Annotated in this window: 22 protein-coding genes and 2 tRNA genes; 9 read left to right on the top strand and 15 right to left on the bottom strand. The window is 33.6% G+C overall.

Annotated features, from left to right (window positions below):
- Window positions 1-28: 28 nt before the first annotated feature.
- The 3 genes from UMM65_RS13455 to UMM65_RS13445 form a co-directional block, all read right to left on the bottom strand.
- Window positions 29-541, bottom strand: coding sequence for a gamma carbonic anhydrase family protein (locus tag UMM65_RS13455; protein ID WP_321977227.1), 513 nt, complete (start codon window positions 539-541; stop codon window positions 29-31).
- A gap of 81 nt (window positions 542-622) precedes the next feature.
- The gene (locus UMM65_RS13450; protein WP_321977223.1) at window positions 623-1357 is read right to left on the bottom strand and encodes a LytR/AlgR family response regulator transcription factor; all 735 of its coding nucleotides are present in this window, start codon (window positions 1355-1357) and stop codon (window positions 623-625) included.
- A 71-nt stretch (window positions 1358-1428) separates the two neighbouring features.
- On the bottom strand, window positions 1429-3663 hold the full coding sequence (locus UMM65_RS13445; RefSeq protein WP_321977221.1) for a tetratricopeptide repeat-containing sensor histidine kinase: 2235 nt from the start codon (window positions 3661-3663) through the stop codon (window positions 1429-1431).
- Window positions 3664-3878: 215 nt separating this feature from the next.
- On the opposite strand from UMM65_RS13445, the gene UMM65_RS13440 reads away from it, so the two are divergent.
- The gene (locus UMM65_RS13440; RefSeq protein ID WP_321977219.1) at window positions 3879-4991 is read left to right on the top strand and encodes a vWA domain-containing protein; all 1113 of its coding nucleotides are present in this window, start codon (window positions 3879-3881) and stop codon (window positions 4989-4991) included.
- Between the two features lie 74 nt (window positions 4992-5065).
- Here the strand turns inward: UMM65_RS13440 and UMM65_RS13435 are convergent, their stop codons facing one another.
- Window positions 5066-6259, bottom strand: coding sequence for a PorP/SprF family type IX secretion system membrane protein (locus tag UMM65_RS13435; RefSeq protein WP_321977217.1), 1194 nt, complete (start codon window positions 6257-6259; stop codon window positions 5066-5068).
- Window positions 6260-6334: 75 nt separating this feature from the next.
- A complete protein-coding gene (locus UMM65_RS13430; RefSeq protein ID WP_321977216.1) occupies window positions 6335-9016 on the bottom strand; it encodes a T9SS type B sorting domain-containing protein in 2682 nt (893 codons plus the stop codon).
- Window positions 9017-9256: 240 nt separating this feature from the next.
- On the opposite strand from UMM65_RS13430, the gene UMM65_RS13425 reads away from it, so the two are divergent.
- The 5 genes from UMM65_RS13425 to UMM65_RS13405 all read left to right on the top strand — a co-directional run bounded on the left by UMM65_RS13425 (window position 9257) and on the right by UMM65_RS13405 (window position 14077).
- Window positions 9257-10150 carry a NifU family protein gene (locus UMM65_RS13425; RefSeq protein WP_321977215.1) on the top strand — a complete coding sequence of 298 codons (894 nt, stop codon included), beginning with the start codon at window positions 9257-9259 and terminating at the stop codon, window positions 10148-10150.
- Window positions 10151-10231: 81 nt separating this feature from the next.
- Window positions 10232-10432 (top strand): dodecin family protein, encoded by a 201-nt coding sequence (locus UMM65_RS13420; protein WP_321977214.1) that lies wholly within the window; start codon window positions 10232-10234, stop codon window positions 10430-10432.
- Window positions 10433-10836: 404 nt separating this feature from the next.
- Complete coding sequence (locus tag UMM65_RS13415; RefSeq protein ID WP_321977213.1) at window positions 10837-12885, top strand: thioredoxin domain-containing protein; 2049 nt, start codon at window positions 10837-10839, stop codon at window positions 12883-12885.
- Window positions 12882-13250 carry a DUF1304 domain-containing protein gene (locus tag UMM65_RS13410; RefSeq protein WP_321977212.1) on the top strand — a complete coding sequence of 123 codons (369 nt, stop codon included), beginning with the start codon at window positions 12882-12884 and terminating at the stop codon, window positions 13248-13250. Before UMM65_RS13415 ends, UMM65_RS13410 begins: the two co-directional genes overlap by 4 nt.
- A gap of 14 nt (window positions 13251-13264) precedes the next feature.
- A complete protein-coding gene (locus UMM65_RS13405; protein WP_321977210.1) occupies window positions 13265-14077 on the top strand; it encodes a mechanosensitive ion channel family protein in 813 nt (270 codons plus the stop codon).
- 7 nt (window positions 14078-14084) lie between these two features.
- On the opposite strand, the gene tsaB is transcribed toward UMM65_RS13405, so the two are convergent.
- From tsaB to cyoE, 10 genes are all read right to left on the bottom strand, one after another.
- Entirely contained in the window at window positions 14085-14765 is a 681-nt protein-coding gene (gene tsaB / locus UMM65_RS13400) for a tRNA (adenosine(37)-N6)-threonylcarbamoyltransferase complex dimerization subunit type 1 TsaB (RefSeq protein WP_321977209.1), read from the bottom strand.
- A 244-nt stretch (window positions 14766-15009) separates the two neighbouring features.
- Window positions 15010-16347, bottom strand: coding sequence for a TolC family protein (locus tag UMM65_RS13395; RefSeq protein ID WP_321977208.1), 1338 nt, complete (start codon window positions 16345-16347; stop codon window positions 15010-15012).
- Window positions 16348-16447: 100 nt separating this feature from the next.
- Window positions 16448-16651, bottom strand: a complete 204-nt coding sequence (locus tag UMM65_RS13390; protein ID WP_321977207.1) for a hypothetical protein — start codon at window positions 16649-16651, stop codon at window positions 16448-16450.
- Window positions 16652-16659: 8 nt separating this feature from the next.
- Window positions 16660-17175, bottom strand: coding sequence for a DUF420 domain-containing protein (locus UMM65_RS13385; protein WP_321977206.1), 516 nt, complete (start codon window positions 17173-17175; stop codon window positions 16660-16662).
- Window positions 17175-17807: an SCO family protein gene (locus UMM65_RS13380; RefSeq protein ID WP_321977205.1), complete on the bottom strand. Its 633-nt coding sequence runs from the start codon at window positions 17805-17807 to the stop codon at window positions 17175-17177. The genes UMM65_RS13385 and UMM65_RS13380 overlap by 1 nt, the downstream gene beginning before the upstream one ends.
- A gap of 71 nt (window positions 17808-17878) precedes the next feature.
- The gene (locus UMM65_RS13375; protein WP_321977204.1) at window positions 17879-18523 is read right to left on the bottom strand and encodes a thioredoxin domain-containing protein; all 645 of its coding nucleotides are present in this window, start codon (window positions 18521-18523) and stop codon (window positions 17879-17881) included.
- Window positions 18524-18701: 178 nt separating this feature from the next.
- Window positions 18702-19061, bottom strand: a complete 360-nt coding sequence (locus UMM65_RS13370; RefSeq protein ID WP_321977203.1) for a cytochrome C oxidase subunit IV family protein — start codon at window positions 19059-19061, stop codon at window positions 18702-18704.
- An 8-nt stretch (window positions 19062-19069) separates the two neighbouring features.
- On the bottom strand, window positions 19070-20056 hold the full coding sequence (locus tag UMM65_RS13365) for a cytochrome c oxidase subunit 3 (protein ID WP_321977202.1): 987 nt from the start codon (window positions 20054-20056) through the stop codon (window positions 19070-19072).
- 79 nt (window positions 20057-20135) lie between these two features.
- Complete coding sequence (locus UMM65_RS13360) at window positions 20136-20696, bottom strand: cytochrome c oxidase subunit 3 (protein ID WP_321977201.1); 561 nt, start codon at window positions 20694-20696, stop codon at window positions 20136-20138.
- 7 nt (window positions 20697-20703) lie between these two features.
- Entirely contained in the window at window positions 20704-21609 is a 906-nt protein-coding gene (gene cyoE / locus UMM65_RS13355) for a heme o synthase (protein WP_321977199.1), read from the bottom strand.
- 173 nt (window positions 21610-21782) lie between these two features.
- On the opposite strand from cyoE, the gene UMM65_RS13350 reads away from it, so the two are divergent.
- The 3 genes from UMM65_RS13350 to UMM65_RS13340 all read left to right on the top strand — a co-directional run bounded on the left by UMM65_RS13350 (window position 21783) and on the right by UMM65_RS13340 (window position 23506).
- Window positions 21783-21854 (top strand) — tRNA-Gly (locus UMM65_RS13350).
- 42 nt (window positions 21855-21896) lie between these two features.
- Window positions 21897-21980 (top strand) — tRNA-Leu (locus tag UMM65_RS13345).
- 452 nt (window positions 21981-22432) lie between these two features.
- Window positions 22433-23506 (top strand): phosphotransferase enzyme family protein, encoded by a 1074-nt coding sequence (locus UMM65_RS13340; protein WP_321977198.1) that lies wholly within the window; start codon window positions 22433-22435, stop codon window positions 23504-23506.
- Window positions 23507-23659 lie beyond the last annotated feature (153 nt).

Raw genomic sequence — 23659 nt, 5'->3', positions numbered from 1 at the left:
CCTTGTAGGTTTTTTTAACGACCACCGACTACTCTTTGTACCAGCTGGAATATTTTACATAATTATTGGCAATTCTATCTATTTCACCCGAGATTAATTCCTCTGAAATATCTTTTATTTTTTTTGCGGGCGTACCTGCATAGATTGTCCCCGACTCCACTCTAGTTCCTTTTGTTACCACTGCACCTGCAGCAATAATGGAGTTGCTTTCTACAATACAATCGTCCATTACAATACTGCCCATTCCTATAAGAACATTATCTTGAATTGTACATCCGTGTACAATGGCATTATGTCCAATGGATACATTATTACCAATATTGGTGGGGCTTTTAAGATAAGTACAATGTATTACCGCTCCGTCTTGCACATTTACTTTGTTTCCCATTTTTATGTAGTGCACATCACCACGCAATACGGCGTTGTACCAAATACTACATTGATTTCCTATAGCAACATCACCAACTAAAACTGCGTTCTCGGCAATAAAACAATCTTTACCAAATTGAGGTGCTTTTCCGTTAAGTTTTTTTGAAATCATAACTATATACCCTTAAATCAAATAGGTCTCGACTTGGCCTGTATCGAGCGAAGTCGAGATGCTCGACCTGACAATTATTCACTACTTAAAATAAGATAAAAAATCTGCCTTTTTTGAGGCGGAAACACTTAACTCTTTTCCGTTTGACAATGTAACCGTACCTCCTTTTCCTTTTTTATAAGATGCAATATAAGACACATTTACCATATATGATTTATGGATGCGGGCAAAACCGCTATCTTTTAAAATATTTTCAAAATACTTTAGGGTTTTGCTTACTAGTTTCTTGTGGTTGTTGTCTAAGAATATTTCTGTATAATTATCATCGGCTTTGCAATACATAATGTCTTTCATTTCCAACACCTCAAAACCGTCTTGGGTAGGTATTGTAATTTTGCCTTCGTTGGCTTTAATTTTTGGAACCAAACCAACATTCTGTAATTCGCTTTCTTTAGTTCTTAACGTAGTTACATAATCTACCGCCTTAATCAATTCATCAATAGAAATTGGTTTTAACAAATAATAAGAAGCATGACTATTTAATGCTTCAATGGCATATTGATTGTAAGCGGTTACAAAAACCACCTCAAAAGTTGTGTTTCCTAGTTTTTCGAGTAAATCGAAACCACTACCATAAGGCATTTCCACATCCAAAAACACCAGATCTAAATCGTTATTTCGGATTAAAACAAGGGCTTCGTCAATATTTTCGGCTTCACCAACCACCTCAACGGTGGGGCAATATTTTTGTAGGTAATTTTTTAAAATTTCCCTACTCGTTTGCTCATCTTCTACTATAATGGTTTTTAGTTGCATGTATAATCTTGTAATTGTTGATTTGTGTAATTACCCAACCCCGAAAGGGTTTAAAACCCTTTCGGGGTTTGTTAATCTTTTTTTAGTATTAAAACAACCTTAGTTCCGGTTTTATCATCATACATATCTTCTATAAAAACATCAACTTTGTCTTTGTACATTTGGTTCAGTATTTTTATACGTTGTTTAATGTTCTGCATTCCTTTTGATTTTTGCTTTTTTTGATGTTCGGTTTTTAGAGCTTTAGATTTTGACCTGCCTATACCATTATCGGATATTTCAATTTTAATAGTTTCATCATCTACTTTGTCTAAACTCACTTTTAAAAATCCTTTTTCTTTTTTATAACGCAGCCCGTGCCAAACGGCATTTTCCACATAAGGTTGTAAGAGCATTGGTGGAATTTGAAATTGTCCTTGGTCAATGTTTTTATCAATGGTCAATTCATAATCAAATTTATCTTTAAAACGCGAATGTTCCAATTTTAAATACAATTCTAAGAGCTCTATTTCTTTTTCTAACGAAATAAAATCCTCTTCGGAATTGTTTAATACGCTACGCATTAAAGTAGAGAAATCTGTTAAATACCTGTTGGCGGTACGTTCGTCGTTTTGGGCTATAAAACTATTTACCGAGTTTAATGCGTTAAAAATAAAGTGCGGATTCATCTGCGTCCGCAACGATTTTAAGGCCAGTAAATTATTTGCCAGTCTACGTTGCTTATTACTTCTTATCATCCAAAACAATGAGAATAACAACAATAACAATCCGCCAAGCAAAGCGTAAATAATTATTTTTTGTCGTCTATCATTTTCCGCCGTTAATTCATTTTCCGTTTCAAACAGCTTGTATTTACTTTCCGTCAATTCCCTGTCTTTTTCCAAACTGGTAATTCTATTCTGCTTTTCGGACAGTTCTTTATTTAAACTTACAATGGCATTGATTTCATCCTCCTTTTGCTGGTATAATTTATCTACCAACGACACATATTTTTGATAATTGTTCAATGCTTTATTGTCGTCACCCAATGTAGCATAAACTTCCGACAAACGTTGCACGGCATTCTTTTGCGTAAGAATATCTTCTGTGCTTTCGGCTTCCGAAGCACTTTCTTCTAAAATTGGAATTGCCTCTTTAAAATTATTTTGCTTTATCAAAGCATTGCCCAATTCTAGTTTTGCCTTGGGTTTGTTCAGCACAATATCTTCACTAACAACTTCATTTACATCAGCTTCTTCCAAGTTTTTCAAGGTCTGCTTTCGTTGTTGCACTTCTTTATCAATATTATTATTTCGGCTGTAAAAATCGGCAGTGCGTTGACTTTGAATGGCTTCTTCTTTAGGGCTTTGAGCACGAACATTTGTTTTAGCTAAATTCAAAAAATTTTCAGCTTGTACAATTTGTCCGCTCGCTTCAAAAGCACTTGAAATCTTAGTATTCAGATCCGTAATTTGTGATGTGTTTTTCTGTTTTTGAGCTAATTTTAATGCAGTTTGGTATTGGGCTATGGCGTCGTTATATTTTTTTGATTTTAAATAAACATCGCCCAACCCTTTATAAGCCAATATTTTTTGATCATCCGAAATTTCTCTTTTCTCTAGAACTCGTTTAAAGGTATTTTCACTATTCTTATACTCTTTATTCAATAAATAAGCATCGGCTAGTTTAAGTAACACAGTTGTACTTTCAACATTCTCAATAGAGACTTTATAATTATTTGCAGCCAAATCGTATTGCTTTAAGTTCGTGTAAACATCACCTAAAACGTCATAAGAAGCTGCCAACTGTTGCTTATTATTATTGCTATCCGCTATCAATAAAGCTTCTCTAATTTGATCTATACTTTTGGTGGGATTACTTTTTTTAAGATCCCTTGCCGAATCTAAAAACTCATTAAACGCTGTCCCTTCATCCCGTTTTCTTAATTTAGAAACTGAACTTGTTTTTTTAGCTTCATCAGCTTCTGCATCATTTAGTTCATCATCTAAAACTCCTGATTCATCTTGGACTTCGTAGTAAATACTACCATCCAATCTGTAAGTATTTATAACCTTTCCGTTTTTACTTAATTCAATTACGTCGCCATTTTTTGCATTGATGGAGAACTCTCCATTGGCATTGGTCGTAGTTCTTAAACCTTTACCTTTAACACGGACTGTAAGTCCGCTTAACGGAGTACCGCTTTCATCCGTAACCCTATCGGAATAAATCTTATTTGGCAGGGCCATCCTCTCGTTTTCCTGAGCATTGACAAATCCAAATACGGCAAAAAACAGAATGATAAATATGTATAATCGTTGCTTCATTAGGTTTCTAAAATTATGTAAATCTACATACTAAAATTGGTTTAATAAAATGGCATTGCCCTAAAAACAAGGAATTTGGGGCTTGGTATGGCTACAAATTCCCGCTTTGCTTTTTTAAAGGTCTTTTTCACTCATTAAAACATCCCAATTACTCATTTAGAGTTTTTTTAGCTTTTTGTTCAAATTACTTTTACCCTGAATTTAAAACGAAAAAAATGAAAAATCTAAGTAAAATTTTAATCCTATTATTAATATGCAATAGCTTTATAGCTTTTGCTAATGAAAACCACCCCAAGAAAAAAAATAGCATAAAAGTGGCTCTGCTACTAGACACTAGTAATTCCATGGACGGTTTGATCAATCAAGCCAAAACACAATTATGGGAAATTGTAAACGAACTGTCCTATGCCAAATGCGATGGTGAAAATCCCAATTTGGAAATTGCACTATATGAATATGGTAACAGCAATTTGCCATCAAGAGAGGGATTTATCCGTCAAGTAATTGGTTTTAGTTCTGACCTAGATGAAATTTCAGAAAAACTATTTGCTCTAAAAACAAATGGTGGCAATGAATTTTGTGGTGAAGTAATTATGACTTCTTTAAAAGAACTGGAATGGGGCAACAATAAAAATGATTTGAACATTATTTTCATTGCTGGAAATGAACCTTTTACCCAAGGAAAAATTGACTATAAAGATGCGGCAACCCAAGCCAACGAGCAAGATGTTGTTGTTAATACCATTTTTTGTGGCAACTATCAAAACGGAGTTTCAGGAATGTGGAAAGACGGTGCAACCTTAACCGGTGGCGAGTATATGACCATAAATCAAGATCAAAAAATTGTACATATTGCCTCGCCCTATGATGAAGTTATTATCAAACTCAACAAACAACTGAACGATACCTATATTTATTTTGGGTCTTCAGGGAGAAATAAAATGCAAAATCAGGCAAAACAAGATGACAATGCCCAAGAACTTAGCGAAGTTGTAGTCGTAAAAAGAGCAGTAAGTAAGAGTTCTAGAATTTACAATAATGCTACATGGGATTTGGTAGATGCCGAAAAAGAAGAGGGTTTTAGTTATGATAAATTAGATAAAAAAACCTTGCCCGAAGTACTTAAAGGTAAATCTTCTAAAGAAATCAAAGCTTACGTTGCCAAGCAAAGTAAAAAACGTGCCGAGATTCAAGAAAAAATTCAAGAATTGAACACAAAAAGAAATAAATATGTAGCCCAAAAACAAAAAGACAGCAGTAACGGTTTGGACAATGTAATGGTAGAAGCGATTAAAAGACAGGCTAAGGGCAAGAATTATTCTTGGTAGCCGTTAGCCGGTGATCGTTGATATTTTGTTATCATGAAAATTTTTTAGTAAAAGAAATGAAAGGGTTTTACACTCTAATTATCGTTCTTAAACAAAAAAGGATTAAATCTTGGAATATAGCCCTGATCTTTTGGTCGTTTTTCAAAAAGATTTACACCTAAAGTAAATTGGTGAAAACCTCCATTAGCAAAAGTAATATTGCCTAATTGATGTGTGTAAGTATAAGAAATTAGATAACGGTCAATTTCAAATCCGGCTATAGGCGTAATTTGACTTAGCTCTTGTAATTTGTTGCCGTCCAAACTTTGTCGGTAGCTTAATGCCAGCCATACCCGTTTGTTGCGGTCTAACAGCTTATAAGCTTTTACATTAACGTCAGCGGTAAATTCCGATGTTTTTTCTACAAATTGCAACATTACGGAAGGTTCTATTTGAAGCCTTTTTTGCCAGCCAAAAAAGTAACCCATATTTAACAGGTACGTCCTTAAATTTAGCGAACTATAATTATTATCCACCGAGTTTTTTGCATTCAATAATAAGTTTTTTGCAGTAAAGTAAACGTACCCGTCCAAATTAAAATAAGCAGCACTAAAATCGGCATTTACATAATGATCCGATTCAATTACTTGTGAAATTACGGGGTCAAAAGCCGTAAAACTTCGTTGGTCAACACTATTTTGAACATAGGATCCAGATAAGGATAAAGAAAGTTGGTTCAACGCATCATCCCTACCAAAATTAAGGTGGTAGGCATAAGTGGCTCTGACACCTAATTGAGAATGATATCCATTTTTATCATTAAAAAACAAACCGCCCAGAGCCATTTTTTTTCCAAATCTTTGATGGTAACTCAACGTTTGTAATGATGGGGCATCTTCATTATCTGACCACTGCTGCCTATGTGTAAGTCGTAATTTTGCCGCATTCCCGATACCTGCCGCTGCCGGGTGTACCAAATATACATTATCCGACAAATAATCGGAATAAATAGGCAATGTACCTTGAGCATTTATAGCTAAGGTGCTTAATGTAATAAATAATATAGTTATTGTTTTTAAGCCACCAACGTCAGTTCGAGTGCTTTTTGTGTCCCGATAGCTATCGGGGTGCAATGGAACAAAAAATAGCCTTTCCGCCAAGTGGTGTATATTGAGAATCAACTTAGCCGAAAATTCAATTCTCGATACACTTCTCCTTACAGTTGAAGCACTCGAATTGACGAATTTTCTAACGGCTAATTTCCAACTATTTTCTCTTAAATTTTTCATATCATGAGTATCTCACTAACTATTTGTTTCTAACAAGTTGTTATTAACATTTTTTTGCCAAATGCCCTTTAAGGGCTATCTTCTTATTAAACTAAAATTTCCTTTTAGCGTTCTTCCGTCTTCTAATTTTACCTTGAACCAATAGTCAGATTCTGGCAATAATTTACCTCTGTACCTACCGTTCCAACCTTCACCTTGAGGATCTATTTTTGCCAGTACTTTTCCAAACCTATCAAAAATATAAATGAGCGAGTTTGGTTGAAAACTAACGCCATCAATCTGCCAAGTATCATTAAATCCATCACCGTTGGGCGTAAAAAATTTAGGAAAACCTATAACTGAAACCTCTTCTTCAATAGTACCACAACCCTTTTTATCTCTTATATAAATTGTGTGGATACCTGAGGTTACATTCTCAAAAATGTTGGAATCTTGGTACGGACCAGACGCATCATCAAGTGCATATTCGTAATCTCCCTCACCAGAAACGTTTACCGTAACCGTATTGTTTTCTGTGGCATCTTCTACTTGAAAATCTTCAAAAGCAGCAATATTCGATGCACTTATCACAATCGATTTTGTTCTAGAGCAATTGGTTATTGTATTAAAAGCGGTAAGCTTATAAATACCTGCTTCGGTAAAATTGTAAAACGAATTATTGCCATCGGGTAAATTATTATCATTGTTATCTGTCCATCGATAATTATAAACATCCTGTGGATTTTCAACGGTAACCAAAACAGGTTCAGAGGGTTTATTTATGCAAACAAAGGCTTCTTCTGCTAACTCAAATTCTGGTAAAGCATTAACTTGTAATGTAACAAAATAACCCAGCCCTAAGCAATTATTATTATCTTCGTTCTCTATCCTGACCACTAATTTCTGTGAAAATACTGTGGTATTTGTATAACTTTCAGGATTTATAGCATTGGCTTCTGCCAGACCATCCTCCATGGTTTCGTAATAGGAAACTTCCAAATTTTGAGCGGCAGGCAATTGTTTTAAAACTTCTTGTGTTGCATGACTAAAATTAAATGTTGCGAATCCGTTAGTGTCATCGCCATCAGAGCCATTATCACATTCGTTTACTACATAAGTAAAACCAGAAGGAATCGTGGTCGAAGACACCTTTAAATTAACCTCAACAATCTTTTCGCAGCCATAAATATTTTCCACTCTTGCATAGACTTTAGAAGCTTGTGTGTTTGAAAATTGTGTGCTATTTTGAATGATATTTACAGTATTTCCTTCAGTTGCATCAGCACTATTTTGATAGAACCTAATGGTTAAATCCGTTGCATCAGTTACCATTAATGGGATGGCCTCCTTCAGATTAAAGTTGGTAAAACCATCGGTATCATCATCACATTGAAATAAATCAACTGGAGTATTTACGGCTGGAACTTCAAAAATAGAAATGGTCTGAGTAATGGTTTTAGTTTCCGAAACTGTAGTTACATCAACATTTACAACATAATCTCCAGTTGATGCATAGACATGAGCAGGTTCTAAATTGGTTGAGGTTGAACCATCGCCAAAATCCCACTTAATAGATATAATTGGTTCATTGGACTCGATAGAAAATTTGGTCTCATTACCTAAACAAAGATTTTCTGTTGTTATCAATGCAGCAAAAAACGACTGAATAAATGGTGGTAAACCTTGTGTGGAAAATTTACCGCCTAAACTTATAGCCTCATGTCTATAATCTGACGCAGTGGCATCACCATCCGGATTGTTTATTACACCCAAAAATGCACTGTTATCTATAGTTCTATAAATTTTACCATCTAAACCTACTTGCAAGGCGGCTCTAGAATTTATATATCTATGTAATTCAAATCTGGACGCATTAATATTTAGCTCGGTTGGTAGAGACATATCTAACCTAAACTGTAATAATAGTTCTTCATAAGGACCATTTCTACCAAAATTACCAGTGGAAACATATAATTTCTTGCTTAATGGTGAAAACTCAACTCCGTACCCAAATGCTCCAGATAAATTAAGTCTTCGTTGATTGGAAACTTTACCCGTTGCACTATCAAAATCGTACAAAAAAGTACCTGAAGACATATTCGCAGACACTAATAGTTTACCATCGGGAGATGTTTTTAAATATCCCCTAAAATCTTCTGGGTTAATAAAACCCGTGTTCCCGGCAACAGGTGTAGTTTGCACTCCTTTTTCATCAACTTTAAAAACATTGAATCGACCATCTTTTGAAGTTATGACCCAAAAAGCTTCTTTATCTTTTACCTTTACGGCAGTAATTTTTTCGGTTACTGGAGATGCTAATAACAACGTTGCATCAGGGGAATTGTTCGTTCCTACAACATCGCCTAAACCACCATTCAAAGTCATATCTACGGTATAATAATTCAGTCCGCTTTCACCTCCGGACCAATCCACGGTGAAAATATAATAAATGGTACTGTCATCAGGTTTAGGTACAATTATCGCTGATTGTGAGCTTGAAGAATTTCCTAACAAACCATTGCCTGAAGGCATCCTATCATGATTTTTATTCCACACGGTTCTACCATCGGTATAAAACAAAAGATTACCGCCAATATCTGAAATTGTGGCACAACCTTCTGTGGTGGATAAAGCTCCGTTTGTGTCGGCTACAGGTACCCCCGAGCTAAAATCCAATCCCGCCCTATTGCCAAAATACCAATGCGATGCCTCTTTTTGTGCTAAACAGGGAATGGATAAAACCAGAAAAAATAAAATGAATAAGTAATTTTTCTTCAAATGAATAAGTTTAGGTTGTATCAAATATAGTGTTACTTTTGTAAATAGAAAATTTCTTTGAACTGAACACCTTTTTATTGGTAGCGTAAAACCATTCATTGGATTTCTTTTTTGATATCAATATCAAAAACAGAAATTTTATATTTTACCTCACCCATAACTGCTGAAAATGGCAGTTATGACCTCTCCCAAGGAGAGGTAAAAAGGAAAGATCCATTGAAAATTAAATATATTTAGATTATGTTAAAAATACATATAGAAAGTACCAAAACGCCAACTATAATCAAGTTTGTGGCCAATAAAATATTAACCGAGGGTAGTTTTGAATATCATTCAGTCGAAGAGGTTAAAAACTCTACATTTATTCAACAATTATTTCATTTGCCCTTTGTAAAAAAAGTATTTGTTACCGCTAATTTTATAGCGGTTGAACGTTTTAATATTGTTGAATGGGCAGATGTCCAGGACGAATTAAAGGGTGTTATAGAAAATTACCTTGCTGTAAACGACAGTCTTTTTACCGCAAAAACAGAAACCAAGCAAGTTGTTGTTGAAGTTTATGCGGAAAGTACGCCCAACCCAGCGGTAATGAAGTTTGTAAGCAATAAATTATTGACTTCACAAAATATAGAAGTTACTTCATTAGAAGATGCTAAAGAAGTACCTTTAGCCAAAGATCTTTTCGATTTTCCTTTTGTAAAGGAGGTGTTTGTTTCTGACAATTATATTTCAATTACAAAAAACAATACCGTTGAATGGTTTGAAATTACAACAGCTTTACGCGATTTCTTAAAAAAATATTTATCAGAAGCTAAACCTGTAATTACAGAAAATTACAAACCTAAAGTTCATGAAAAAACAGAAATAAAACCTGTGGCCACGGAAGATCTAGATGATATTTCGCAAGAAATTATTGCTATTTTAGATGAATATATAAAACCAGCTGTAACTTCTGACGGTGGTAATATTATGTTTCAGTCTTACAACACAGATAGTAAAACCGTTAGTGTAATTTTACAAGGTGCTTGTAGCGGATGTCCGTCTTCCACCATCACATTAAAAAATGGAATTGAGGCTACCTTAAAGCAATTATTACCCAATAAAATAGAAGAAGTTGTGGCTTTGAACGGATAAACTCTGTTTAATTTTTGTATATTTACAATTCACTTATTTATAAATCTTACCTGTCGGTAGACAGGTTTAAAAACAAGTATTATGGCAGTAATGAAAGTAATCGAAGTAATGGCAGATTCCGACAAAAGTTGGGAAGACGCTACTCGTAAAGCAATAAAACATGCTTCTAAAAGTGTAAATCATATCAAGTCCGCATTTGTTCAATCGCAAAGCGTAGTTGTTAAAGATGGCGATGTTGAAGAATTTAGAGTAAATGTCAAAATTACTTTTGAAGTAAAGTAAAAAAGGTACGAGGTTATAGGTACTAGGTACGAATTTAGAAAACCGAAGCCAGAAAACGAAAGTAAAAAAAGAAGTGCGAGGAAAGTGTTAAAATATCATGTACTGTTCATGAGATTCTGCACTTCGCATAGTATTTCAAAAATGTTTAACCATTTTTTTGTTTCGTTATGAATGACAATGTTAAAAAAAGCGTTTTGATTAAATTCAAAACGCTTTTTTACTTTTCACTATATATCTCTTACTCTTAGCTTTTCTGAGCAATGTTGTGAAACGGCTTTCTAGCAGGAATTTTATTCACTATATTTATCCTCTTATTACAAACAACAAATATGATTCAAAAATATTTACTTATCGTGCTATGCTCTTTTCTTATGATAAGCTGTAACAGTCAAAATAAAGAAGAAATGACAAGACATAAATACACCAATAATTTAATTAATGAAACAAGTCCGTATTTATTGCAACATGCCCACAATCCTGTAAATTGGTATGCGTGGAACGATGAAACGTTGGCTTTGGCAAAAAAAGAAAAGAAATTAATTTTAATTTCAATTGGTTATGCGGCTTGCCATTGGTGCCATGTTATGGAGCATGAAAGCTTTGAAGATTCTACAGTAGCCAATATAATGAACCAAAACTTTATCAATATAAAAGTTGACCGTGAAGAAAGACCAGATGTAGATCAAATCTATATCAATGCCGTTCAACTGATGACGGGCAGTGCCGGTTGGCCCTTAAACTGCATTGCTTTACCCGATGGCAGACCTGTTTGGGGAGCTACTTATTTACCAAAAGAAAACTGGAAAAGTGCCTTGCAACAAATCATAAAGTTATATAAAGAAAATCCCGAAAAAATTGAAGAATATGCCACACAATTAACTGCTGGAGTCCAAGAATCCGGTCTCGTTACCCTTAACACCTCGGAAAAAAAATATTCCGTTATTGAACTGGATACCGTTGTTGAAAACTGGAAAAAATATATGGATACCGACCTTGGTGGAAGTGCAGGTGCCCCAAAATTCCCAATGCCAAATAATTACCAATTTTTGTTACGATATGCAGTGCAACATAATGATAAACAAATGTTGGACTACGTAAACACTACCCTGACCAATATGGCTTACGGAGGATTGTACGATCAGGTGGGCGGTGGTTTTTCCAGATATTCTGTCGATGCCAAATGGCACATCCCCCATTTTGAAAAAATGTTGTACGACAATGGGCAGTTGGTAAGCCTCTATGCCAATGCTTATTTGGTTACTAAGAATCCCTTGTACAAACAAATAGTTTATGAAACCACAGCTTTTGTGGAACGTGAATTGATGGATAAGACTGGAGCTTTTTACTCTTCGCTAGATGCGGATAGCAAGGATGAAAAAGGCGAATTAGAGGAAGGCGTTTTTTATGTTTGGAAAATAGAGGAGCTAAAAAGCATTCTCAAAAACGATTTTGATTTATTTGCGGAATATTATAATATAAAAGATGCTTATAAGTGGGAAAACGAAACCTATCATTTAAATCGTATCGCAACTGACGATAAGATTTTCGAGAATTTTCAAATTTCAAAAGAAGATCTTTCTAAAAAAGCAGCGACTTGGAAAGAAACTTTATTAAAAGCTAGAGAGCAAAAAGACCGTCCACGGTTAGACGATAAAATTCTAACTTCATGGAATGCCTTAATGCTGAAAGGTTATGTTGATGCGTATAGTGTTTTTGATGATGGACATTTTTTGGAAAAAGCATTAAAAACTGCCAATTTTATTAACAAAGTACAGCACAAAGAAGATGGTAGTTTATACCGCAATTATAAAGATGGCAAGAGCAGCATCAACGCGTATTTAATAGATTATGCTACCACAATTGATGCTTTTATCAATTTATACGAAGTTACTTTAGATGAAAAATGGCTACATAATGCAAAAAAAATGACCGATTATTGTTTTGATCATTTTTATGATGATAAAAGTCAAATGTTCTATTTTACATCGGACAATGACCCACAATTAATTACTAGAAAAATTGAAACGGACGATAATGTGATTCCTTCATCTAACTCCATTATGGCCAACAACTTATTCAAATTAGGGCATTACTTTGCAAACCCAACTTATGCTAAAAATGCAGACCAAATGTTGCATAATGTTAAAGATAAAGCAGTACAATATGGCGGTGGATTTTCTAATTGGTTATTATTATATAGTAATTATTTAGGTAAGTTTTATGAAGTTGCCATAGTAGGGAAAGATGCAAAAGAAAAGTTGAAAGAATTCAATCAAAAATACATTCCCAATAAATTAATTGTTGGTAGCACTACCGATAGCAAATTACCTTTATTGGAATACAAATATTCTGAAAATGAAACTACTTTTTATGTTTGTATAGATGGCACATGCCAATTGCCTGTTAATGAAACTGAAAAAGCTTTTGAACAGATAAAAGTTCAGATCGAATGAAAATAATTCAACTATTACTTATTGTTCTAGTGGTCTTCTTGCATTTTTATTTTTTGATTTTAGAAATGTTTTTATGGACTAAACCTAAAGGAAGAAAAGCGTTTGGACTTACTGAAGAGTTCGCAGAACAAACTAAGGTATTAGCCGCAAATCAAGGTTTATATAACGGTTTTTTAGCGTTGGGGCTAGTGTGGTCGCTTCTCCACAAAAAATTTTCTTACGAGATTGCTATTTTCTTTTTATCTTGCGTAATAATTGCCGGAATTTATGGAGCTTATTCAACGAAGAAAATAAAATTATTTTATATTCAAGCTTTACCAGCGATCCTTGCATTAATTACAACCTTGGCATTATCATCTAACTAATTAATATTGAACTAATGGATTTCGACAACGTTTTAGAACAAACAACAACTTTTTTAACAACATATGGCATTTCTATTATTGGAGCCATAGTTATATGGATTGTTGGTTCTTGGATAATAAAAAAATTACTTAAAGTAGCTCGTAACGTAATGACCAAAAATAATTACGATGAGAGTTTGCAAAAATTCTTACTTAATTTAATTGGATGGGTATTAAAAATATTATTAATCCTTGCTATTTTAGCTAAATTAGGTGTTGAAACAACATCATTTGCAGCCATATTGGCTGCCGCTGGTCTTGCAATTGGCCTTGCTTTACAAGGGTCATTGGCAAATTTTGCGGGTGGAGTTTTATTGATGATTTTTAAACCCATTAAAATAGGTGATTTAATTGAGGCTCAAGGTGAATTGGGTGTTGTAAAGGAAATTCAAATATTCACTACCAAATTGATAACTCCTGGAAATAAATTGGCAATAATTCCAAACGGACCGTTATCTAACGGTAATATTATAAATTATACAGAAGAAGGAAAACTAAGAGTAGATCTCACCATTGGTGTTGGTTACGACTCTGATATTAAACAAACTAAAGAAGTATTAATGAGTGTTTTAACAGCTAATGATAAAGTTTTAAAAGATCCTGCACCATCAGTTAATGTTTCTGAGTTGGCAGATAGTTCGGTCAATTTTTCGGTAAGACCTTGGTGTACACCAGAAAATTATTGGAATGTTTATTTTGAGACCACTGAAAATGTTAAAATAGCATTAGACAAAGCTGGTATTGAAATTCCTTACCCACATGCAGTTGAAATAAAGAAAGAGGGGTGATCTCTTTTCAGGGCTGATTTTTAGGCGTAGTAACCATAAAATCTTTCAGATAAAAAGGTTCAAAATAAGCGACATCTTCAATGTCGTTTTTTTTATACTTGTTATACGACAATTTTGCCATTTGCCTAGCTGACGGATAATATCCATCAAGGAAATTAGCATTATCAACTTTTATAACCGACTTACATTTTTCTGTACCATCACCTAAAAAGTAAACTTTACCCTTACTTAAATATTCCGAAAATGAATTTTCACTGATAATTTCCGCTTTTGTTTCTCTAACTTGATTGAGATTATTATCAAAAACCGCACTATACACCTCCATTCTTCTTGCATCTAGCAATGGCACGATTACAGAATTTCCATCAGTAGAAATAGCATTTGCCAAAGAGGTTAAGGTAGAAATAGAAATTAAAGGTTTATCTAAAGAAAAACATAAACCCTTAGCGGTTGAAACACCAATACGCAATCCTGTATAAGATCCAGGCCCTTTGCTTATAGCAACAGCGTCAATATCCTTTATATATTTCTGAGCATCTTTTAAAACCTTTTGAATAAAAAGATGCAACTGCTCTCCATGAGAATAATTACCATCGTTTAGCTCCTCTAAAGTGAGTAACACACCTTTTTCAGCTAAACTAACTGAGCAGTTTTTTGTAGTAGTTTCTATGTTTAAAATTAAGGACAAAAGCTAAGTTAAGTTGGTAAATATAAACTATTATTGATAAAAAAATTCCAAAAATCAAATTCCAAATCCCAAAAACTTAAACCTCAAAACATACGATCGATTAAGACTTACAAATATTACTTGGGTTTCACGCAAAAAAACAAAGGTCTTGCAAAGACTATGATGGTTTAAATTGGATATATTCAGAAAATCAAATTCCAAATCAAAATTGTTGAAATTTGGGATTCGAGATTTGAGATTTGCTTTATTCGAGTACTATTTCTTCTCCAAAATAAAACTCCAATACTTTAGTTTTAAAAACGTAGTCATATTTCGCTCTGATCAATGTAGATTCTGCATCAACAAGGCGGCTTCGAACTTGGTCAAACTCAAAAGAGGTCATAGCTTCTAAATTATAACGTTCTTCGGCGTTTTTAAAAGCCTCTTGCTGTGCATCTAAAGATATTTTAGCGACTTCGTAAGATTTTGCCGCTGCTTTAGCATCTAAATAAGCTCTTTCAATAGTTTCTTTTAACTGTAGTTTTTGATCGGCTAAATCGAACTCGCTTATTTTTTTATTGATAATTGACTTGTTAATGTTCGCTCTGGTCTGGTTTCTGTTAAAAATTGGAATGTTTAAAGATAAGCCTCCGCTATATTGAAATCTATCGCTAAACTGATCAGAAAAGCCTGCGTTCATTTGGTTTGGCAATAAATTATTAAACTGATAAAAGTATGAGGTACTTGCTCCTAAATTATAAGATAAAGTAGGTAAATACGCTCCTTTAGCAATCTTAATGTTTAAATCGGCATTATCAACGGCAAGCTTTGCCCTAGCAATCTCTGCTCTATTCTCCAATGCTTTTTCATAAACCATATTTGAATTTTCGTACAATGTAGCTATAGACGGAGAACCCACATCAATAATAGCCACATCAAAATTATCTGGGGAAACCTGTAATAATTGTGCTAAAGACAAAAGTGCCAAATCCAAGGCATTTTCTTGCGTTACTACATTTTGGGCATCAGCAGCAACAGTAGATTCCGCATCTAACAAATCACCTTTTGGTTTTACACCTGCATCGACCTGTGCTTGGGTTACTTCTATTTGTTTTTGGCTTATTTCCAATTGTGTTTGAGCTACTTCCAAATTTTCTTTGGCAAATAAAATATTCAAATACGCATTGACCACAAATAACGAAATATCGTCTTCAATTTTTTGCAAATCCAGTTTGCTAGCTTCTACACCCAATTTGGCCTGTTTATAGATATTCAAATTTCTATAACCATTAAAAATAGTTCCTCCTGTGGATAAACCATAAGATGAACTAAAGTTGTTAGTATTTTTTAGAATCCCCTCTTGATCTGGAGAAAGACCAGAATTAAAATTACCTCTAATAGATGCTCCTAAATTTGGTAAAAAATTACCTTTGGCATCGATTATATCAACTTCACTTATTTCTACAAGTTTTTTGTTCTTTTTGATATTTATATTATTCTCCAATGCGTAATCTACACATTCGTTTAAAGTCCATTTTTTATCTTGAGCAAAGGAAGTTGCAAAAACGAGGAGTGCTGTTAAGACACTTAGTCTGATTTTCATAAAACTATTGTTTTCTAAAGGTTGATTTTTATTGATTTTTTATATATGACGAACAAAAGTAAAACTTGTTACACTTAATTGTTCTTATTGTATTGTTTATTTATCTCTTTTTCCATTTTCTAAATAAAAAATAGGCGGCTACGCCTACTAGAATATATGGAAACGCCATTAAATATACAATACCATTGTTTAGCCCTTCGGCCATTTCAGTATCGCCAGATTCCACTACTGCTTTGCACATTGCACATTGTGCCGAAATTGATTGAACAATCAAGAAAAATAATATGAATAGAATTTTTTTCATTAATAATCTTAGTAATAAGGCGAAATCATCAGATAAACAATAACTCCAGATACAGCAACATACAGCCATAACGGAAATGTAAATCTCGCTATTTTTTTATGTTTTTCAAAATTAGCCGTAATTGCTCTCACGTATGTAATTAAAACAAACGGTATCACAACTATGGACAACACAATATGTGTTAACAGAATAAATAGATAAATATATTTTACCGCACCTTCTCCCTCAAATTTAGTTGAATCAGACGTCATGTGATACAACACATAAAGTACTAAAAAGATAACAGAACATATAATCGCGGTTTTCATCAACCGTTCGTGTAAGATTCTTTTTCTGTTTTTAATAGCCCAAACCGCAACAATTAACAATACTGCCGTAAAGGCATTTATTGTTGCATAGATTGGAGGCAAAAAAATAGGTAATTCTAAATCAAGTTTAACCTTAAACAGGGCAGCAACCACCAGCGGAATAACTACTGACAAAACAACAATCCACTTGTTATATTTTTTTGCTGCCCTATCCATTATTCATTTAATAAAATATCAATATCCACTTTTAACATTTGAACCTGTTCAGAATCCAATCCATCATAGAATTTAATTGGGTTTTCAAATTCACCTGTTTGTACTGTTCTAGATCGTATAAAACCATTTTTATCTATTAAGGCAAATAACCCAGAGTGTTCAAATCCGCCTTCAGCTTCTGCATTTTCACCAGCATATAGTTTAAAACCATTATTGGAGAAATTATAAATAGCCTCTTTTTCACCAGTTAAAAAATGCCAATTTTTTAGCGTTACATTGTGCTTTTCTGCATATTTTTTTAGTGCTTCAGGAGTATCTCTCTTGGGGTCTATGGTTACAGAAACAATTCCGAAATTTGGGTTGCCGTAAAATTCATCTTGTATTTTAAGCATACTTTGGTGCATTTTTGGACAAATAGTTGGGCAAGAAGTAAAGAAAAATTCTACTACGTAAACTTTATCTTTAAAATCTTTATTGGAAATTGTTTCATTGTTTTGATTCGTAAACTCAAAATCGGGTACTTTTTCAAACTTTAATAGTGATGTTGGCGATAACCGATTTACAATTTTAGGCACTGCCCAAATGCCGAAAACGAGTACTATAAATGCTATGCCTATATATGTTTTTTTCATAATTAAAAATCATCTCGGGCCAAAACACCCCTAAGGTCCCCTCAAGGGGACAATTCTATCAAATTGGGTTGCTAGATTTCTCTTTTGTTCTTTTTTAACTCCAATCTATATTCAGCAATTAAAACTTTAACATCGTCAACCATTTTACCGTGAATAGGTGCTACGGTTTCTGCATTGTAACCGTACATTAATCCGTTGTCTTCATCATCGGTCCGTCCACGTAAATACCTGTTTTTATCGATGATAAATGCATAAGGTGAATAACCGTTAGCATCAATTTTAAGGCTGGTATCTAAGCTGTTGAACAATTTTTTTATTTGCTGTTGGTTACCATAAACAAAATTCCACTTTTGCATATCGGTTGTAACCTTAAGTTGCTTAACTAAATCGTTAACTTGATTTGAAGTACCTTCTTGAAGTACTGCAACAAATTGAAAGTCTTTAAATTTATAAAAATGCTTATATATTTTCTCGTTAAGGTTAAGGGCATTATTTTTTACTGATTTTAAATCATTGCCTAAAAAGCACAATACCGTAATTTTATTGTCCAAGGTTACAGAAGTACCCGTGCTATTTTTAAACTCGGTAACATTACCAATTTTTTCATTTAAAACCGGAAGTTTAGCGAAATTGTTTGTACCTGTTAAAATAAGCAGGTAGAAAACCAAAGGCATTATAAAAAGCCCAACTAATATCCAAAACTTCTTTGACTTCAAGGTAATTATTTTTTACTATTGAGCCACAAAATTACGGTTCTTTTGCATATAAAAAAAGCGGTTTAAAAAACCGCTTTAAATTTTTGTCCTCTCCCAATAATTCCTAAAAAGGAATTAATTGACCTCTCCAAAGGAGAAGTAGAATCGAATCAAACCAAAAAGGTTTGAATTTTTTAGTTTAGTAGCTCCAACGTGTATAATCACTCATAATATCCGCAATATAATCACCTTCAATTAATATCAAAGCGGCCAAATAACAAATTAAGAATACCGTTGTCCAAACAATTGCCCTACGCAAACCTGTCTTTTCATATTTTAAGTGCATAAAGTACCATGCGATGCCATATGCTTTTACCAAGGTAAGAATCAAGAAAATCCAATTTAGCCAACTCGTTCCTAAAAATATGCCTAAGTGCAAGCTTTTAGGTTTAATAATACCTAAAGCTACTTCAACAATTGTTACCAATGATAAAAATCCGAATACTTTCCAGATTAATCCTACGTGCGATTCGTGTTCGTGTTCTTGATCTTGTGCCATAATATTTTTTAAACTAAATAGAAGAATGTAAATACAAATACCCAAACCAGATCGACAAAGTGCCAATATAGACCTACTTTTTCAACCATCTCATAATGCCCTCTCCTCTCGTAAGTGCCAATAATTATATTAAAAAGGATAATAATATTTATTACTATACCCGAAAAAACGTGAAATCCGTGAAATCCGGTAATAAAGAAAAAGAAATCGGCAAACAAAGTGTTTCCATATTCGTTAATTTTAAGGTTTGCACCTTTAACCACACCTGTCGCTTTTTCCAAAAATTGATTTGCTTCCTCTCTTGAGAGTATAACTTTTTTCTTAGTTTCTAAATTTACCTGTTCCGTTCTTAAATTAACATTTGGGCTATTTTTAAAACTTTCAATTACTTCATTTACAGAATAGGGTGGTAATGCAGCCGCATCCTTTACAAACCAAAGACCATTACTTCTAGTGTGCTGTACTCTTTCATTAGTTGGTGATTTGGTAACAAAATCTTCCAAAGCTATTTGGTGACCTGTGTCATCTACAAATTGAACTATTTTGCCATCTTGCAAAACCAAAGAACCATAAGTGCCTCCAATAAAATTTTTCCACTCCCAAGCTTGTGAGCCCAAGAAAATCAGACCACCTACAATAGTGAGCAACATATATAAAGTTACCTTTCCTTTTTTCATTTGATGACCGGCATCAACGGCCAATACCATTGTTACGGATGAAAAAATTAGGACAAAGGTCATAAATGCCACGTAGTACATCGGGTAATGGCCATGTATAAAAGGCACGTGCGTAAATACCTCATCGGCAATAGGCCAACTATCAATAAATTTAAAACGCATAAGCCCATAAGCCGCTAAAAACCCCGAGAAAGTCAAGGCATCTGACATGATAAAGAACCACATCATCATTTTACCATAACTGGCTCCCAATGGTTTTTTACCGCCACCGGTCCAAGCACCTTGTTCTTTGTTTTCTGTAGCAATTGTTGCTTCCATAAAAAGTTTATCAGTTAATTTTTGGTTAAATTATAATGGTTGATAGGCAAAAATATAAAATAATATGACATCAACAATATTATGTAATGAAATAGAAAAATAAAAACAGGAAAATCCATAAAAAATCAACAAAATGCCAAAAAATTCCTCCAACTTCTAATCCCAACGCATTATTGGCATTATATTTATGATTTAAATGTTTAAACAAAACCACCAATAAGACAATAAGCCCTGCAGCAACATGCAACAAGTGAGCGAAGGAAATTGCCACCAATAGGGATGATGAAACCACACTGCCCTTTCCTGTAAAATACAATCCTACTTCTCTTAATTGATTAAATCCTTCAATTTGAAAAAAGACAAATCCAATAGCCAATACTAACGTTGCTACTAAAAAAATTGTTGTTTGCGATCTATTATTTTTATGAATACTTTTCTTTGCCAAAAAATAGGTTATGCTACTTAGAATAATTAGCAACGTACTTATATATAAGGCTTGAGGCAAATCAAAAGTTACCCAATCTTCTCTATTACTACTAATTACATAAGCACTTGTAAGTCCAGCAAACATCATTATCATACTAATGATGGCTACGTACATCATCTGTTTCGAAGTTCTACTTCTCACTTGAGCGTCCATTATCATCTTAATGTAAAAATTTATCTATTACGTAAATTACTTGAATTAAAGTAATATACAAAACACTTGCTAACATTAATTTTCTCGCAAGTTTATCGGTCTGCTTTTTATGCAATTGAATACCGTAATATAGCATAACCATACCTGACAACAAAATTAAAATTGCCGCTATTGGCGATAAATATAAATTCCCTGTTAAATTTAACACAGGAAATACAGAAACTATAATCATCCACACGGTATAAAGAATGATTTGCGATGTTGCTTTTTTGTTCTTTTCACCCGTAGGCAGCATATTGAAACCTGCTTTTTTATACTCATCATATTGTAACCATCCTATGGCCCAAAAATGCGGAAACTGCCAAAAAAATTGAATCATGAACAACATTCCCGCTTCTATACCAAACTTACCTGTAGCAGCGACCCAACCCAACATAAATGGGATGGCACCCGGCAAAGCACCAACAAAAACAACTAAAGGTGTTTTAGGTTTTAAAGGAGTATAAAGACAGGTGTATAAAAATATTGAGATAGCCCCAAACATTGCTGTTTTAGGGTTTATCATATATAAAATTGCAACTCCTAAAATAGTACTGATAACCGCAATGGTCAAGGCAGTATTTACGGACATTCTGCCCGCAGGCAAAGGTCTGTCCATAGTCCGTTTCATTAATTTATCAGTATCCTTTTCTATAATTTGGTTAAAAGCATTTGAGGCTCCAACCATAAAATAACCGCCAACCGCCAATAAAAGCAGTGTTGATATTTGAACAGATTCTGCAGCTAGTAAATAACCTGCCAATGCAGAAAAAACAACGCTAATTGACAACCCAAACTTGGTCAATTGTTTTAAATCGTCCAAAACTGTTACAAAGGATTGTTTTTTTGCGATAGTACCCAATGAAGTCTGCATAATTAATTACTAAAGTGGTGCAAATATATTTATTAATTCAGTAACAGCCATATCAATTTATATACTTTACTAAACCTTTTTATAAAAATATTAAAAAAGGCTTTGCAATTTATAGAATTGTCTTAAATTTGCCCTCGCATTTGACGTAAAAATGCTTTGTTCTTTTAAAAAATGCGAAAGTAGCTCAGGGGTAGAGCATCACCTTGCCAAGGTGAGGGTCGCGGGTTCGAATCCCGTTTTTCGCTCATTTATAACTTACCAATTTGTTATCGTGCAAACGATAATAGGCTCGAGTGGTGGAATTGGTAGACACGCCGGACTTAAAATCCTGTGACCATCTGGTCGTGCGGGTTCAAGTCCCGCCTCGAGTACTTAAAAAATCAGCATTTTCATGCTGATTTTTTTTATTAAAATAGATTCCATTAATTTTTTACGTTTACATACTTCGAAAAAAAAAATTAGAACTTTGTGAGATTCAAATCCGTTAAAAAGAGAGCTCTCCGTAACTAGATATTTAATAAAATCTAAACTAATAAAACAAAAATGGTGTTGAAAACACTAAAATCTTTTATATAAATCTTATCTTTGATTCCGTATTTATGGTGATTGCCGTCACGACTATCTAAATTATAAATGCTTAGTTGATTATAGGGTAAATATTACCTTTGTAGGCTATAATAATCTGTAAATCCCAACTATATCTAATCATCAGCCTACTATCATTATTTGAAAAAAATAGGTTATAAGTCGGACACTAAATAGTTGTAAATTAACTTTTAAAAAATTAAAAGAACGAAGTTATCCCCCAAAAAAATAAAGTCATATGACCGCAGAAAAATTAAAAAAGGTTTTTAATCAATTTCAACATAACGGTGAATTCCGTTCTTTTAAAGAATTAGCCTCTGGCCACATCAACGACACCTACTTAGTAATAACCTCTAAAAAACCTTATTTTGTGTTGCAGCGTATTAACCATGGTGTCTTTAAAGATGTACCGGGCTTAATCGAAAATAAAGTAACTATTAGCAATCATATCCGGGAAAAACTAAAAGATCTTCCATCAAAAAAATTAAAGCGTCGCGTACTAACTTTTGCAAAAACAAATACTAGCACACCTTATTATAAGGATGAAGGCGGAAACTATTGGAACTTAATGTATTTTATAGATAAGAGTGTAACCCATGACATAGTTACCAGCGAAGAGATAGCTTATGAAGGCGGACGTTTATTGGGTCAATTTTTAACGCTAACAAGCGATTTTGACACCTCAAAATTAGTGGAAGTAATTCCTAAGTTTCATGATATGTCCTTTCGTTATGAGCAATTTGAGGATGCTCTAAAGATAGCATCACAAGAAAGGTTAGAAAGAGCTAAAGAGTATATAAAACTCGTAGCCGATTTAAAAGAGGAAATGCACATTATTCAGAACCTAAAAGAATCAGGAGAAATAAAACTAAGGGTTACCCATAACGATACAAAAATTTCAAATGCCTTGTTTAATAAAAAAAATAAAGGATTATGCCTTATAGATACCGACACCGTAATGCCAGGAATTGTACATTATGATTTTGGAGATGCTATAAGAACCATTTGCAATACCGCTGCGGAAGATGAAACCGATTTAGATATGGTAGAATTTAATCTCGATTACTATAAAGCTTATAAAAAAGGCTTTTTAAAGAAAATGAAATCTTCATTATCTCCTGTAGAATTGCGATATTTGCCTTTAAGTGCCAAAACAATGATTTTTATTATGGCACTGCGTTTTTTAACAGATTATTTGAACAACGACATTTATTATAAAACAAAATATCCTGAGCATAATTTAGATCGAGCTAAAAATCAATTTAAACTTATACAAAGTTTTACAGAAAAAATAAAACAGTTGGAAAACTAAAAAGCAATATCAACAAGAAAACAATACGACATGTTAAAAAGTAACATAGACAAAGCAACAGGTTTCGAAAAAAGATTTGAAAACATAGGTACCATAGTATATGAAAATTCGGCCACAGCGTCCAAAGCGGTTGCCCAAGAAATAGCAGATCTA

It is taken from the genome of Aureibaculum koreense (assembly GCF_034296135.1).
Classification (GTDB): domain Bacteria; phylum Bacteroidota; class Bacteroidia; order Flavobacteriales; family Flavobacteriaceae; genus Aureibaculum.
Note: the sequence above shows the minus strand (reverse complement) of the source record. Positions and strands in the feature narration are given on the sequence as shown.